This window comes from Mesorhizobium helmanticense, from assembly GCF_003034915.1.
Taxonomy (GTDB): domain Bacteria; phylum Pseudomonadota; class Alphaproteobacteria; order Rhizobiales; family Rhizobiaceae; genus Mesorhizobium; species Mesorhizobium helmanticense.
Map to the genome: position 1 here is coordinate 178,027 of NZ_PZJX01000007.1, position 14,530 is coordinate 192,556.

General features: G+C 61.5%; 12 protein-coding genes. 7 read left to right on the forward strand and 5 right to left on the reverse strand.

All coding sequences use genetic code 11. From position 1 onward, the window contains the following. Window positions 1-8: 8 nt before the first annotated feature. Complete coding sequence (locus tag C9427_RS05015) at window positions 9-1,307, reverse strand: VpsF family polysaccharide biosynthesis protein (protein ID WP_245436980.1); 1,299 nt, start codon at window positions 1,305-1,307, stop codon at window positions 9-11. A 164-nt stretch (window positions 1,308-1,471) separates the two neighbouring features. Here C9427_RS05015 and C9427_RS05020 point away from each other — a divergent pair, with 164 nt between their 5' ends. The 3 genes from C9427_RS05020 to C9427_RS05030 all read left to right on the forward strand — a co-directional run bounded on the left by C9427_RS05020 (window position 1,472) and on the right by C9427_RS05030 (window position 5,549). Continuing rightward, entirely contained in the window at window positions 1,472-3,037 is a 1,566-nt protein-coding gene (locus tag C9427_RS05020; protein WP_107648072.1) for a GumC family protein, read from the forward strand. A 10-nt stretch (window positions 3,038-3,047) separates the two neighbouring features. Then, the gene (locus C9427_RS05025; protein ID WP_107648073.1) at window positions 3,048-4,148 is read left to right on the forward strand and encodes a glycosyltransferase; all 1,101 of its coding nucleotides are present in this window, start codon (window positions 3,048-3,050) and stop codon (window positions 4,146-4,148) included. Window positions 4,149-4,433: 285 nt separating this feature from the next. Then, window positions 4,434-5,549 carry a hypothetical protein gene (locus C9427_RS05030; protein ID WP_107648074.1) on the forward strand — a complete coding sequence of 372 codons (1,116 nt, stop codon included), beginning with the start codon at window positions 4,434-4,436 and terminating at the stop codon, window positions 5,547-5,549. A gap of 29 nt (window positions 5,550-5,578) precedes the next feature. Here the strand turns inward: C9427_RS05030 and nadE are convergent, their stop codons facing one another. Genes nadE through asnB form a run of 4 tightly spaced genes read right to left on the reverse strand, consistent with a single transcriptional unit; the run spans window position 5,579 to window position 10,369 of the window. Further along, on the reverse strand, window positions 5,579-6,586 hold the full coding sequence (gene nadE, locus C9427_RS05035; protein ID WP_107648075.1) for an NAD(+) synthase: 1,008 nt from the start codon (window positions 6,584-6,586) through the stop codon (window positions 5,579-5,581). Further along, the gene (locus C9427_RS05040; protein WP_107648076.1) at window positions 6,583-8,130 is read right to left on the reverse strand and encodes a class I adenylate-forming enzyme family protein; all 1,548 of its coding nucleotides are present in this window, start codon (window positions 8,128-8,130) and stop codon (window positions 6,583-6,585) included. Before C9427_RS05040 ends, nadE begins: the two co-directional genes overlap by 4 nt. A gap of 22 nt (window positions 8,131-8,152) precedes the next feature. Further along, window positions 8,153-8,413: an acyl carrier protein gene (locus tag C9427_RS05045; protein WP_107648077.1), complete on the reverse strand. Its 261-nt coding sequence runs from the start codon at window positions 8,411-8,413 to the stop codon at window positions 8,153-8,155. 18 nt (window positions 8,414-8,431) lie between these two features. After that, window positions 8,432-10,369 (reverse strand): asparagine synthase (glutamine-hydrolyzing), encoded by a 1,938-nt coding sequence (gene asnB / locus C9427_RS05050; RefSeq protein WP_107648078.1) that lies wholly within the window; start codon window positions 10,367-10,369, stop codon window positions 8,432-8,434. Window positions 10,370-10,717: 348 nt separating this feature from the next. Between asnB and C9427_RS05055 the strand changes: the two genes are divergently transcribed. The 4 genes from C9427_RS05055 to C9427_RS05070 are packed head-to-tail and all read left to right on the forward strand — an operon-like array spanning window position 10,718 to window position 14,521. Beyond that, on the forward strand, window positions 10,718-11,899 hold the full coding sequence (locus C9427_RS05055) for a carbohydrate kinase family protein (protein ID WP_167434251.1): 1,182 nt from the start codon (window positions 10,718-10,720) through the stop codon (window positions 11,897-11,899). 27 nt (window positions 11,900-11,926) lie between these two features. Beyond that, window positions 11,927-12,703, forward strand: coding sequence for a glutamine amidotransferase (locus C9427_RS05060; protein WP_107648080.1), 777 nt, complete (start codon window positions 11,927-11,929; stop codon window positions 12,701-12,703). 25 nt (window positions 12,704-12,728) lie between these two features. Then, window positions 12,729-13,499, forward strand: a complete 771-nt coding sequence (locus C9427_RS05065; RefSeq protein ID WP_107648081.1) for an ATP-binding cassette domain-containing protein — start codon at window positions 12,729-12,731, stop codon at window positions 13,497-13,499. Between the two features lie 35 nt (window positions 13,500-13,534). Further along, entirely contained in the window at window positions 13,535-14,521 is a 987-nt protein-coding gene (locus C9427_RS05070; protein WP_107648082.1) for an autoinducer 2 ABC transporter substrate-binding protein, read from the forward strand. Window positions 14,522-14,530 lie beyond the last annotated feature (9 nt).

Sequence of the window (14,530 nt, forward strand, 5' to 3'; positions counted from 1 at the left end):
CCCGAGACCTATCGAACCCGATCCAGTTTCGGCCTGGCTGCGACAGCGGCCGAAGCCGCGGCCACCGGCGGATTTCTATAGGCAAGCAGCAGCACCACGATGATCGTTATCTCCGGCGTCTTTGACGAGAGCGCGTTGTTCGATAGCGAAGCAAGCAGGAAAGTTATGGTGCCGATCCATGCCGGCATCGGCGTCCCCCGCAGCAGCCGAAAAATGAACCAGAATATCAGCGCGGTAAAAAGCAGCGCTATCGGCAAACCGAAGAGCATGACGATGACCACCGGCGCGCTTTCGATATAGGGCAGATGCAGCTTCTCGTTGACGATCGCCAGCAGGTCATCAACGTTCATGCCAAACAATATGTCCTTCCAACTGACAAGCCCGAACACCTGGTAGATCGTCACCCGCGCCATGAAGTTTTCGTCGAAGATCGTCTTGCTGAAGCGGTTCAGCAGGCCGCCCGAAACCAGCACGGTCGCCAGCACCGCGCCGACCGCCAGGGCGAACAGCAGCACGACGGACTTGGCCTGCCGCTGATGCTTGGGCGTCAGGCGCGGCCACGGCACGAACAGCAGTAGAATGAGGGTTTCACAGGCAGCGAGGATCAGGGCGGCGCGAGCGCCTGACGCTGCACAACCGACGAGCAGGACGAGGATCGCCGTCACCCTCACCCATATGCGCCAATGCGTCAGCGGCACAAATCCGATTGCTGTGGCGCAGAGCGCGCCCAGTGCCAGTGGGTGCGCCGACAGGCCGGTTGGCCTGAACTGCAGTTCGTTCAGACCGTAAGGCAGAAGCCGGTGTTGAGTGAGCGCCTCGATCGTGCCGATCACGGCGCTTAGTATCGCCATGCCAAGTACCACGTCTCCCAACGCCCGCCGCACATCTGGATTCAATGCCAGCATCAAAAGGCCCGCGGCGCCCGCGACCAGATAGGTATCGATGATGAACCCGGAAGAGCCCGCACGACCGGTGATGAACAGATACGGCACCAGCGCGAACATCAGCGCCGAGTAGCGCATCAGCGCCTTGAACAGTCCAATTTCCTCGCCCCGCAGCAAAAACGGTCGGCTGAAAAGAACGAAAGCAAGCAAGAGGAAGATGGCATAGGTGCCGAAATGCAGTTTCTCGTAAAACGAGCCGCCCTGGGCCGTATAGTCGACGACCATGTTCATCACCTGCGGCGACACCGTGAAGCGAAGCAGGAACGCGAATGCCGCGCACAGGAAAAACAGAATCGACAGCGCGTTCTGGCGGCGAGCCTGGCTGGACAGCAATCGTTCCGATCCGGTGGCGGTAGAGCTCATGGCCATCCAAGCGGGCATCCCAAAGGCATCCCGGCCAATGACGTTCATTCAAGATTCAATGAACGGATGTGGCGCGTGAAATGGTAAATAAGCCAACTTGGAAAATGAGATGTTAACGATGTTTCTGTAAGCAGGGCACGCGTAACGAATAACAGGGTTGCATCATGCCTGCCGCCTCCGGCCCATCCTCCCCGTCCGCGGCGGATTCCGATATCAGCGCACTCGAACGGATCGCCAACGCGCGGCGCAGGGCAATGGCGCAACAAGGCGCCCCAAGCGGCGCCCCATCCACGGCGGGCGTCGCCGGGCCGGTCGTGCCACCACATGCGTCAGAGCCAGTCGCGACGGTGACGCTGGACAAGATCGGCGATTTCCTCGAACTCGATTTTCGACGCCTGTTTGTCTGGTTGCGGGCCGGGCTTGCCCTGGCTTGCATGCTGGCGGTGGTCGGCGCGGTCGTCGGTGGCGCCTATGCCCTGCTGAGCAAACAGCGCTACACCGTCGCGACGGAAATCCTCATCAATCCCGCCAATTTGCAGGTTGTGGAAAACGATCTCTACTCGCAGTCGGGCCAGATCGACGGCCAACTGCTCAACGCGCGCAGCAAGCAGCGCATCCTGATCTCGGGCAACGTGCTTTCGCGTGTGGTGGACGAGCTCAACCTGACCAGCGATCCGGAATTTGTCGACCCGGATCGGAGCGCCTCGTCTGGCGTGAGCGGCAGCAAATCCGATCCGAAGCTTATCGCCCTGAAGAACCTGGATGAGCGGGTCAGCACCACCGCCGATGAAACGTCGTTTGTCACAACCCTCTCGGTATCGGCGGAAACCGCCGGCAAGGCGATCGAGATCTCGCAAGCCATAGTCAAGACTTTCAAGGAAGAGCTGGCCAAGGCCGAGGCTGACGGGGCCAGTCGTGCCGCGGCTGCGCTTGACGCTCAGCTCGGCCAGCTCAAGCGCGACGTGCAGACGGCCGAAGAGAAGGTCGAAGCCTACAGGCGCAGCCATAATCTGTCTTCCAGCAATGGCCAGCTCGTCAGTTCGCAAACGCTGACGCAGCTCAACAGCCAAATCGTAGAGGCGCAATCACGCGTCATCGCCGCGCAGGCGAGCTACGACGCTCTGGTTGCCTCGGGTGTCAATGGCTCCAACCCTGATCCGGCTGTCTCTGAGGCGCTCGCCGCGCTTCGCGAAAAGGCAAACCTCCTGCGGCAGCAGATCGATTCGCAGTCCATGACCTTTGGGCCACGCCATCCGACGATCGTCAGGCTAAAGACGGAATTGGCAACTGTCGGTTCTCAACTCAACGCAGAGTTCTCCCGCACCGTCGGCACGGCAAGAGCCAACCTTGATAGAGCCAAAGCCTCGTGGGCTTCTCTCAATACCAAGATGAATGATCTGCAGGGCAATGTTTTCTCCGACAACGAGTCCGAGGTGGCTCTGCGTGAGCTTGAACGCGACGCCGCGTCGAAAACGGCGATCTATGAGAGCTTCCTGTCGCGGGCGCGCCAGATCGCCGGGCGCGAGCAGATCGACACCACCAATGTTCAGGTGATTTCCAGCGCGGTGCCGCCAAAGGCGCGCTCCTGGCCACCCCGCACTGCCTTGGTGATAGGCGCGGGAGCGTTCGCTGGCTTTGCACTCGGCATGCTGCTTGCCTTGGCCATGGGCATCATGCGCGACATATGGCAGCCACCGAACCGATCGGGCGTTGGCGCCAGGCGAGCCTGAACCCCAAGGCATGGGAAAGCGCGTCATTTTTCATGTTGCCAGTCTCAGGGGCGGCGGCGCCGAGCGCGTCTTCGTCCTCATGGCAAATGAGTTGGCGTCGCGTGGGCACGATGTCACGCTTTTCACCTGGAACGCGGCAGGGCCTAACGCGGCGCTGCGCTCCCCTGCCGTGCATCTGGTCGATTTCGGCCTTCCCATCCGGGGTGAGGGTTACGGCAAACTGGCAACGCTGAAAGGCCTCTTGCGAAGCGCGCGTTTGTTCAGATCGCTCGATCCCGATGCGGTCTATAGCGCCCCGGAATTCGCCAATCTGGTCGTGGCGCTGGCGCTTTTCTTGGCGCGAAGCCGGGCGAAGTTCTTTCCAAGCTTCCACGCGGCCGCCTCCCTGCCTTCGGGCAGCCTCGGCGCAAGAATGGCGATCTGGCTTTCAGCGCTGGTTGCAGCGCGCGCAACCAAAGCCATCACCGTCTCAGTGGGTGTCGGCCGCGATATCATGGCCCGCGGCTTCCCCAAATCCAAGGTCGTCGTCATCCACAATCCCCTGCCCCCGGCAGCAGTGCCTCAGGCATATCCCTGGCAGGCGGAATTGGCGACGATGGGTGACGGCCCGGTCATCGCCACCGCCGGACGCCTGGTGCCGGTCAAGGACCATCTGACCTTGCTCAGGGCCTTTGCTCTCCTGCGCGCCAGCCGCCCCGCCCGGCTTGTCATCTTTGGCGAAGGGCCGCTGGCCGCAGAGTTGCGCGCCTATGCCGAAGAATGCGGTATCCGCGCCAACGTGCTCTTTGCCGGCTATGTCAACGATCCCGCGGCCTGTTATTCCGCGGCCGACCTGTTCGTCCTTTCATCCACGAGCGAGGGCTTTGGCAATGTGCTGGTCGAAGCGATGGCCGCCGGTGTCCCTGTCGTCTCGACGGATGCGCCTCATGGCCCGCGGGAGATTCTTGCCGACGGCCGTTTCGGCGCCCTGGTGCCGGTTGGCGATGCCGCTGCCTTGGCCAAGGCGATGGCCGAGATGCTGGACCATCCGACCCCCGTCGCCGTGCTGAAGAGCAGAGCAGCCGATTTCGAGGTTGAAAGGATCGGAGATCAATACGAAGCGTTGCTCTAAGCGCGTCGCGTTTGTGATCCGAGCCGACAAAACTCAATTCGCTACAAGAACTTTAATCTCGGTTTACCCGAAATTGGTAACAGCTAGAACTGCTGGTTTTCATCCGCCTAGCAAAGGGCCTGCCTTGCTGCAGCATCAAAATTCACCGGTCAGCCGCAGCAGCGATTGCAACTGGTTGATATTGCACCGCTTTTCCTGCGAACGCCTGACGTCCGTCGCGATAGCCAATGAGAAACCCCGGGTTGCGATGACCCGTGGGCGGGACCTCGGCGCCGGGATCTGGGCTTGAGCACCATCCGCGCTCTGGAAGCTGGCGACCTTCAGGCCGTCGCGGGCATGTTTCAACGCGTGCTGCGCAAGGACCGGACCGAAGCATCGGCCTCCCTTGTCGAGTACATGAGACGATTCTATCTGGACGCGCCCGGTGGCGACAGTGACCTCCGATCGCTTGTCCACGTCAACGACACCGGTCGCGTTTCCGGATTTGTCGGCGTTCATACGCTACCGATGACGTTCAGCGGCCGGCAACTGCGCGCCGCGGCCTGCAGCTCGCTGATGGTCGAGGATCATGAGCGCGACCCCATGGCCGGGGCCCGCCTGCTGAAGGCTTTCCTGGATGGTCCGCAGGACATCTCCTTCAGCGAGACGGCCAATGATATTTCCGCGAGATTGTGGACCCGGCTGCGCGGCGTGGTTCTGCCGCAATACAGCCTCGACTGGGTGCGCGTCATGCGTCCGTCGACCTTCATGGTCAGCCTTCTCGCCAATCGCACCGGGTTTGCCCGGATACTCAATCCGTTCGCACGTGCCGTGGACCGGTTCTACTGCAGGGGAATGCACCACAACGAGCGGCGCTGGTCCGGCGTGGCGGCGGACGGCGCAGGCCATGGCGCATTTCGAACGGCAGACATCGACAGCAGCGCATTTGCCAAACTCATCGAGCCGTTTACCGCTCACTTCGCGCTGCGCCCGGATTGGACGGAAAGCCAACTCGATCATATCTTGACCGACGCAGCACAAAAGCCGGATCTGGGCGAGCTTGTCTATGTTTCCGTGTCATCGCCGATCGGCGCCGATGTCGGCGCTTTCGCCTATTACGCACGACCGGACAGGATAGGTCGCGTGCTGCAGATCCTCGCCCTTCCCAGCCAGGTGGGCTCGGTGATCGATTGCCTGATCGATCATGCCGCGGCGCGCCGTGTCTGCGGCCTGCGCGGCCGCATCCAACCCGCGCTTCTGGAAGCAATGCTCGGACGGCGGATAGCTTTCGTGCCCGTTGCCTCGACCGTCGTGCATTCACGCGATCCCGCGCTGATGGATGCCATGAAAAACGCGCAAGTCTTCCTCAATGGGCTTGCGGGCGAGCAGTGGAGCCAGCTCATTGGCGGCCGCTTCACCTGAAACGCTGTTCAAGGCCCGGTCGAAGCAGCTTAGGTGCCGACTTCCTCGACTTCGTCGACGAGTTGCGGGCGCAGGTGCAGATAGCGCGTGGCCTTTCGCTTGGCGGCGATGTCGGCCCAGACGCGTTCCACTTGCGAGGCGTCCAGTCCCGCCGCCTGCCCGACCACTTCGGCCGCCATGCCCTTGTTGAGGCCGCAGAGGCAGATATCCATGCGGTCATAGGGAAGCGAGAAGTAGAACTCCTCCTGCGTCTGCGCCAGCGAGTAGGTATCGGTGGTCGGCGGCCGGTTCAGGATTTCCTCTGGGACACCGAGATAGGCCGCCAGCGCATAGACCTGCGTTTTGTAGAGATGTGCGATCGGCTTGACGTCGGCGGCGCCGTCACCGTTCTTGACGAAGAACCCCTGATCATATTCCAGCCGGTTCGGCGTTCCAAGAACGGCGAAGTTCAGGCGATCGGCATGATAATATTCGATCTGCTTGCGGGTGCGCTGCTTCATGTTGGTGGCGGCGACGACACCGAGATAGACCGGCAGCGGCATTCTTGTCTTGGTCCGCTTGCCCTTGGGATCCTGCACCACCAGCGACGAAATATTGTAGCCCTCGCTCTCGAGCGCATTCGCGATCACGATCTTCGAGGCCCAGCCTTCGCCGTATTCCGGGACCAGTTCGCGGAAGAAGGCGTCGCGACGCTCATAGCAGCCCATCGCGCGCAGAGCCGGGCCGATATCCTCCACAATGGCCTCGACACCGAACGTGTCGGCGACAAGGCGGCCGAGCCGCAGGCTTTCCGGATCGGAATCGTTTTCCGGCATGAACAGGCACAAGACATTCTGCGGGCCCGCGGCTCGCGCGGCCAGCGCCACCGAAACGCTTGAATCGATCCCGCCGGAAAGACCGAGCACGAGGCCCCGCTTGCGAATCCCGCGTAACTGCTGGCGCAAGGCGGTCACGATCCTGTCCGTCTCGGCGGCGGGGTCTATCGCCAGCGCCTGCGCCAAAATTGCCTTCGCGTCCTCGCTTGGACGGACACTCATTGCGCGGCCTCCATCATTTCCGCCGCAAGCCGGCGGCTTACCTTGCCCGTATCCGTCTTTGGCAATTCCGAGCGAAATTCGATGACCTTGGGAACCATGAAATCCTCGAGATGACGTGCGCAGTGGCGCATGACATCCTTTTCGCTGAGCGTCGGATCCGAGCGTATGACGACTGCGCCGATCGCATGTCCAAGCACGGGATCGGGCACGCCGACGACAACGGCCTCCGCGATGCCCGGATGGGCGTGAAGCACGGCTTCCACTTCCTTCGGAGCCACCTTCTCGCCCCGCGTCTTTATGATGTCGTCCTTGCGTCCGACGAAATAGAGAAAGCCGTCCTCATCGGTCCTGAACAGGTCGCCGGTGTAGAGAACCTTCTCCCAGGGGTTCGGTCCTGGCCGCAGGGCCTGCTCGGTCGCAGCTTCGTTTCGCCAGTAACCTTGCATGACATGCGGCCCGCGAATGACCAACTCACCGGCCACGCCCGGCGGCACGATTTGCCCGTGATCGTCGACGACGAAGGCTTCGGTGTTCGGAATGGCTATTCCGACCGAACCCGGCCGGCGATCGAGCTCCTCAGGCGGCAGATAGGTGCATCGCTTGCATTCCGTCAGGCCATACATCGAATACAGCCTGACACTGGGAAAAAGGAAGCACAGGCGTTCTATGTGAGCCTGCGGCAAGGCCGCCGCCGTGTTGGAAATATAGCGAAGACTGGGCAGGAAGCCCGGCGTCAGGTCCCGCATCTGCAGGATCATCGCGGCCATCGTGGGCACCAGCGGAAGACCGGTGACGCCCTCCTCGCGGATACGTTCGAAGATCGCTTGAGGAAAGGCGAAGGACTTTTCGAGCACGAGCGTGGCGCCCAGTCTGACAGCCATCAGCAACTGATAGAGACCATAGTCGAAAGCAAGCGGAAGAACATTCAAAATGACGTCATCCGGCGAGTTGCGCAGATAGGTGGTGATGGAGTCGGCGGCCGCGTCGCAATTGCGGTGGGTCATCATCACGCCCTTGGGCCGGCCCGTTGAACCCGAGGTGTAGATCAGCATCGCAAGATCGATGTCGATGCCGCGGTGGTCTATCTCTCTGGCTTCCAACGTCAGGCAGTTCGCCAGGGACGTCGCCCCTGCCGGGCATTGGTTGTCGGCGCCAACGGTGGAAGCCACGAAGATGCCGGTCTTGCCGCCCGATCCACAGGCTTCAGCGACGACGGGCATCAGTTTTGCTAGCGTGAGGATCGCGGCTGCGTCGCAATCGCCGATGATATAGGCAAGCTTGTCGGCCTTGGTGGATGAGTTGATCGGGCTGAACGTCGCCCCTGCCTTGAGGACCGCGAAAATCGAAACCGCGGCCTCCCAGCAATTGTCCATGAAGATCAGGACCCGGTCGTTGCGCCTGACGCCGTTCGCGAAAAGAGCGGCGGCCAGGCGGCTGGAAAGATCGTCCAGTTCTTCGTAGCGCAGCCTTTTGTCCTTGGTGATCAATGCCGTTTTGGCGGGATGGGCAGCGGCCTTCGCGGCCAGGAAATGTTCGATCCGCATAACCCCTCCTCGCCGACCGCAATTACGCTGCCAGCGCCTTTGCTCTTGCACTGATGAAGGATGAGAGACGTTCAATCGAATCCAGATTGGCCGGCACGACGTCGGAATCGACCATCGCTATGCCGAAATCGTCCTCTATGAAGGCCACCAGTTCCAGCACCGCGGTCGAGTCGATGATGTCGTTCTCGATCAGCGAGTCTGTGTCCGCAAGCTGGTACGACTTGTCGCCGAACAGGAAGTTGTCGACGATGAAAGTTCTGACCTTGTCCTTGACTGTAACCATTTTTCTTTCCTTCCCTTCTCAGGCTGCTCGTGCCGCGCCGACCTCTTGGCCGGTGAAATTCTTCTGCCACAGTTGCGTCGACAGGATGCCGACGAAGGCCGCATTGTCGCGAAACCCGGACGCAGGCTGCGTGCGGCATTTCTCATGAAGCTTTGCGACCGCCTTGGCGTTGAACAGTCCGCCGGCGGCGATGCTCGCTTCGCTCAAAGCGTCGCGGACGTAATCCAATTCTCCGGCTCCCACGAAGGAGCTGGCGTCCGGGGCCCGGTAAGGCTGTTTGGTGCGCTTCCCGATCGCCTTCGGAAGCAGGTGCCCGGTTGCCTTGCGTAATATGTGCTTTTCCACCAACCCCTTCAGCTTCATTTCCGGCGGAAGCCTTGCTGCGAACTCCACCAAACGATGGTCGAGGAATGGGAACCGTCCCTCGATGCCGTGCGCCATGGCCATGCGATCGCCTTGGCTGGAAAGGATGTAGCCTGGCAGAAGGAAGCGGGTTTCGAGATATTGCGCCTGATGCAGCGGGTGCCAGAGCGAGAATGCCTCTGGCAACCGGTCGGCCAGTTCCTCGACAGCGTTGTATCCGTCCAACATCGCACGCAGATCGCCTGAGAAGAATATCTTCGCCGCCGACGTGGTCTTGAAGCGTGGCCGATGCGAGAATAGTGGGTCGTCGAGAGAGGCGTTATCAACACCAAAGAATGCGGACAGATACTCGACGGATTGCTGTTGCAGACCAGGCAGATAGGGATATAGCTTGCGGAACAGCTTTGGCCTCATGCGCGATGCCGGCTGACGCGCGCAGAACCGGCGAACACGTGCCTCTTTGAAGATGTCATATCCAGCGAAGACCTCGTCGGCGCCCTCGCCGGTCAGCACGACCTTCAGACCGGCCTGGCGAACCAGGCCGGACAATTGATAGAGCGGCGCCGGCGCCGTGCGGATGATCGGCTTTTCGGCAAAATGGATGACTTCGGGGAAGACACGGGCGATATCGCCAGCACGGCTGAGGATGGTTCGGTGATCAGCGCCAATTGCTGACGCCATCTCGGTCTGGAAGGCGCTTTCGTCATGCTCGGCGCTGTCAAAGGCCACGGAAAATGTCTGCAATTTCCGAGGCGTCATGCCGGTGGCGAGCGCCGAAACAACCGAGGAATCGAGCCCGCCCGAAAGATAGGAGCCGACCGGCACGTCCGCCCGCATGCGAAGCTTCACCGCATCGGTCAAAAGCGCCTGCAGTTCCTCAGCCGCCTGATCCTCGTTGGTGACCTTCTGCTGCGAGTCCCGATGCGGATAGTCCAGCTGCCAATAAGGTTTGATCGTGACCTGCCCCTGCGCCGCTATCATGACGCTCGCCGGCTCCAACTCGCTGATATTGCGGAAAGCCGTGCGCGGGGCGATCGGCGCCCACAGCGTAAAGATCTGGTCGAGTGCAATCGGATCGATCTCGGCCGAGACGCCGGGCACCTCCAGCAGGGCCTTGATCTCCGAGGCGAAGTAAAGCACCCCGTCCTTGCTGGTGTAGAACAGCGGCCGGACACCCATCCGGTCTCGCGCAAGCATCATGCGCCGACGCCTGTTGTCCCATAGCGCGAAGGCGAAATCGCCGTTCAGCAGGGACAGGCAGTCTTCGCCCATCTCGTCATAAAGCTGCAGGATGACTTCCGTGTCGCTCGACGTACGGAAGCGCCGGCCCTTGGCCAGCAGCCCTTGGCGCAGTTCCACGTAGTTGAAAATCTCGCCGTTGAACGCAATCGTCAGATCGCCTGACACGTCCGACATCGGCTGCTGGCCGTCACCGATACCGACCACGGACAGCCGCGCATGCCCGAGCCCGGCGTCGGGCGCCACGAATTTCCCGTTCTCATCCGGTCCACGATGGGCGATCGCCACTATCATGCGCGAGAGCAAAGCTTCCGCATCCCGGATAGAACCGAAATAGCCCCCGAATCCGCACATTCCCAAGACTCATGTGAACCGCAACCATCGATATATAGCCGCGAAAATAGGCATCCGCGGTTAATCGGATATTTTCCCCGCGCATGCGGTTAACGGGAAGTTAAGGCATCAATCGCACCTGTCGGATCACTGCCCGGCTTTAGCAACATTGCGCTCATGACGGCTTGCAAATCACCTGCAGCGCAATTGAAGGAATTTCAAAAACCGACCGCGCGAAGAACAGATTTCCAAAGAGGCCTCCAATCGAGCGCCCATTCCGCCGCTGCAACTCAAAATTAGAACGAGAATCTATTGAGATGACGGCACTTCGCTTGCTAGCGTTGAAGCGCTTCAATTGGGTCGATCATCGTGCAACGCAAGCGCCCTACCATTGCAGATGTCGCACATGCCGCCGGCGTTTCCATCGGCACGGTGTCGAACTTCATCAACGATACGGCTGTCGTCAAGGACAGCACGCGCGAACGCATCCAGAAAGCGATTTCCGACCTGATGTACCGGCCAAGTGCCTTTGCGCGCTCGCTGCCGGGCCAGGCTCCACGCCGATCCAGGGATGTCGAAGGCTTGCCGCGACTGCTCGTCGTCGGCCGTGTCAGCGTCGATTTTCTCTGCCGTGTCGATGTGCTGCCGCACCGCGACGACCGCATCACCGCGCGCCATATCGAGAAAGCCCTGGGCGGTCCCGCCGCCAATCTTGCTGTCGCCGCCGCAGCCGTCGGCGCGCCCTTTGCCCTCGATGTTGAACTGGCGACGGCCGTCGGCGACGATCCCGAAAGCGACTGGGCTCTGGCCGAGCTTTCGAAGCTCGGCGTCCACGCCTTGCCGATCAGGCGCACATTCAACAATCGCCTCTCGCAGGCGATTGTCATCATCGAACTCAACGGCAGCCGCACGATCATCAGCGAACCGTTCGAACTCAGCGAAGTCGATCTGACTGCGAATATGGATGTCCAGACGCAGGCTCGTCCCGCCTGCCTTCACATCGAGGGCTTCCACTATGAAAGCATGATCGGCTCCATCGATCGCTTTCATCAGGCAGGTTGGAAAGTGAGCCTGCATTCGGCCGGCCTGCCCCGGAGTTCGAGAAACCCCGACGCCTTCGTGGAAATGGTCAAGCGGGTCGATCTCACCTTCATCAACGATGTCATGCTGCGCGAGATCTTCGATCTCCGCACACCGCTTGCGACAATGATCCAGCAGACCCGCGACACCCTCGCCCGCATCAAGCAGCGCGGCACCGTGGTGGTGACGCTTGGCGAGTTCGGCGCGGTCGTCTTTCCCAAGTCCGGCGGACCGCAGATCGAGGTTCCAGCACTTCCCGTCGACAGGGTCGACGCCACCGGAGCGGGCGACAGTTTCGCCGGCATCTTTCTCAGCCTGTGGCTGCACGGCGCCTCCCTGGAAGAGGCCGCTCGCTACGCCGCGGTGGGCGCCAGCCTGACGACGACGGCCGAAGGCGCGCAGGGACACATCGCCGATTTCGAGGAACTGAAGACGGCACTGACGCCGGACAACATCGCGGCTGCCGGATGATGCCGCCGGTCATAAGGAGATCATGCAGTGAGCAAGACAAAGGTGCTTCTGGTCGGAGAGAGCTGGGTCAGCGCGGCGACGCACTACAAGGGCTTCGATCAGTTCGGCAGCGTGACGTTTCATCTTGGCGCCGAGCCTTTGGTCAAGGCGCTGAAGGACAGCGAATTCGAGCTGGAGTACATGCCGGCGCATGAGGCGGTGGAAAAGCTGCCGTTCACTATCGAAGGCCTGTCCCGCTACGACGCCATCATCCTCTCCGACATCGGCGCCAACTCGCTGCTGCTGCATCCGGACGTCTGGCTGCACGGCAAGACGGTGCCGAACCGGTTGAAGCTTCTGCGGGACTGGACCAGGGCCGGCGGCGGGCTGGTCATGGTCGGAGGCTATTTCAGTTTCCAGGGCATCGACGGCAAAGCCCGCTGGCATCGCACGGCTGTCGAAGAGGCTTTGCCCGTGACATGCCTGCCAAACGACGATCGCCTCGAAATACCGGAAGGGTTCCGCCCCTCGATAACCGGTTCGAAGGACCACCCGATCCTTGCCGGCATCGAAGGGGAATGGCCGCTGCTTCTCGGCGCCAACGAGGTCATCACCAAGGATCGCGACGATGTCGAGGTCTTGGCATCGCTGCCGGAAGATGAAGGCGGCCATCCCCTGCTTGTGACCGGTCGCTACGGCAAGGGGCGCACGGTGGCCTGGACCTCCGACATCGGTCCGCACTGGCTGCCCAACAGCTTCGTCGAATGGCCCGGTTACGCGCGCCTTTGGAAAAACGTGCTGAGTTGGGTGAGCAAGGCCGCCTAGCAATTCACCCTATGGGATTGTCGCCATGACCGCTCCTTTTCTCGTTGCCAAGGGGATAGCCAAGCGCTTCGGCGCGCTGACGGCGCTCTCCGGCGTCGATCTGGAAATCCGCTCCGGAGAAGTGCTGGCGCTGCTCGGCGACAATGGCGCGGGCAAGTCGACCTTCATCAAGATCCTGGCTGGCGCGCATCCGGCAAGCGATGGCGAGTTGGTCATCGAGGGCGTGCCGGTGGCATTCTCCTCGCCGAAGGATGCGGCAGCTGCGGGCATCGCAACGATCTTCCAGGAACTGGCGCTTTCCGAAAACCTGTCGATCTCGGAAAATGTGTTTCTTGGCCGCGAACTCAAGCGCTCGGTGCTCGGCGTTCCGTTTCTGCGCCGCGCTGACATGCGGCAGCGTGTCGACGGCCTGCTCAAGGAGCTGGACGCCCATATTTCCGATCCGGAAGCCCCGGTCGGCAGCCTGTCGGGCGGCCAGCGCCAGGCCGTCGCCATCTGCCGCGCACTCAATCTGAACGCCAGGCTGGTGATCATGGACGAGCCGACCGCGGCACTTGCCGTGGCCGAGACGCGCAAGGTCTTGGCCCTGACGCGGCGCCTGGCCGAGCGCGGCTGCGCCGTGGTGCTGATCAGCCATAACATCTCCGAAGTCTTCGAGGTCGCCGACCGCATCGTCGTGTTCCGGCGCGGCCGCAAGGTGGCCGAGCGGCTGCGTGCCGAGACCAATCCCGAAGAAATCGTTTCCTTCATAACAGGCGCTCATCCCGACGTGCGGGCGCTCGAAAAAGCCAACTAGAAATGCACGTCAAATTCCAGAGAGGTTCAAACCAAATGCTCAAGCACATCAGGAAAGCTCTTGCGATCTCGGCACTTTCTCTTGCCGTTTCGACCGCCGCCTTTGCCCAGGACAAGCCCAAAGTTGCCTTCGTGCCGCAATTGATCGGCATCCCCTATTTCAACGCCATGGAAGCCGGCGGCAACCGCGCGGCGAAGGAACTCGGCGTCGATTTCATCTACAGCGGCCCTGTCGACACCAATCCTGTCGACCAGTTGCAGATCGTGCAGAACCTTATCGACCAGGGCGTCAACGCGATCTCGGTCAGCGTGCTCGACGCCTCCAGCATCGCCCCCGTCGTCGAGGCCGCCAAGGCCAAGGGCATCAAGCTGTTCACCAGCGACAGCGATGCGCCGGACAGCGGCCGCGCGGTCTATGTCGCTCAGGCGACGGACGAAGGCCTCGGCAACACCATCATCGACGAGCTGGTGAAGCGCGTCGGCGAGGACGCCAAGATCGGCATCGTTTCCGGCGAAGCGACGGCCTCCAACCTGAATGCCTGGATCGGCTTCATGCAGAAGCAGGCAGCGGCGAAATATCCGAAGCTCAAGCTTCTGGAGCCGCAATATGCCGGCGGCACGGCAGAGCGCGCCGCGCAGATCTCCGGCGATCTGATGGCCGCCAACCCCGACATCAAGGCCATCATCGCGGTTGCGTCCACGACCTGCCCCGGCGTCGCGCAAGCAATCGAGACCGCGGGCAAGATCGGCAGCGTGATCGGTGCGGGCTATTGCAGCCCGAACACGGCGCGCTCCTACCTCAAGAGCGGCGCTTTCGGCTTCACCGTACTGTGGGACCCGGCGCAGCTCGGCTATCTCACTGTCTGGGCTGGAAAGCAGCTGATCGACGGAAAGGCATTCGAAGCGGAAAACAAGGTTCCGGGCTTCGACAACCCCGTCACTTACGATGCCACCAAAGGCATTCTCCTGCTCGGACCGCCGGCTGTGTTTACGGCCGAGAATGTCGACAAGTTTGATTTCTGAGCCCGATAC

What these genes read in the sequence shown, in the direction of transcription:
- C9427_RS05065 (WP_107648081.1), top strand. Translation starts at nt 12,729, where the DNA reads ATGACCGCTCCTTTTCTCGTTGCCAAGGGGATAGCCAAGCGCTTCGGC.
- C9427_RS05045 (WP_107648077.1), bottom strand. Translation starts at nt 8,413, where the DNA reads ATGGTTACAGTCAAGGACAAGGTCAGAACTTTCATCGTCGACAACTTC.
- C9427_RS05015 (WP_245436980.1), bottom strand. Translation starts at nt 1,307, where the DNA reads ATGAGCTCTACCGCCACCGGATCGGAACGATTGCTGTCCAGCCAGGCT.
- C9427_RS05070 (WP_107648082.1), top strand. Translation starts at nt 13,535, where the DNA reads ATGCTCAAGCACATCAGGAAAGCTCTTGCGATCTCGGCACTTTCTCTT.
- asnB (WP_107648078.1), bottom strand. Translation starts at nt 10,369, where the DNA reads ATGTGCGGATTCGGGGGCTATTTCGGTTCTATCCGGGATGCGGAAGCT.
- nadE (WP_107648075.1), bottom strand. Translation starts at nt 6,586, where the DNA reads ATGAGTGTCCGTCCAAGCGAGGACGCGAAGGCAATTTTGGCGCAGGCG.
- C9427_RS05025 (WP_107648073.1), top strand. Translation starts at nt 3,048, where the DNA reads ATGGGAAAGCGCGTCATTTTTCATGTTGCCAGTCTCAGGGGCGGCGGC.
- C9427_RS05020 (WP_107648072.1), top strand. Translation starts at nt 1,472, where the DNA reads ATGCCTGCCGCCTCCGGCCCATCCTCCCCGTCCGCGGCGGATTCCGAT.
- C9427_RS05040 (WP_107648076.1), bottom strand. Translation starts at nt 8,130, where the DNA reads ATGCGGATCGAACATTTCCTGGCCGCGAAGGCCGCTGCCCATCCCGCC.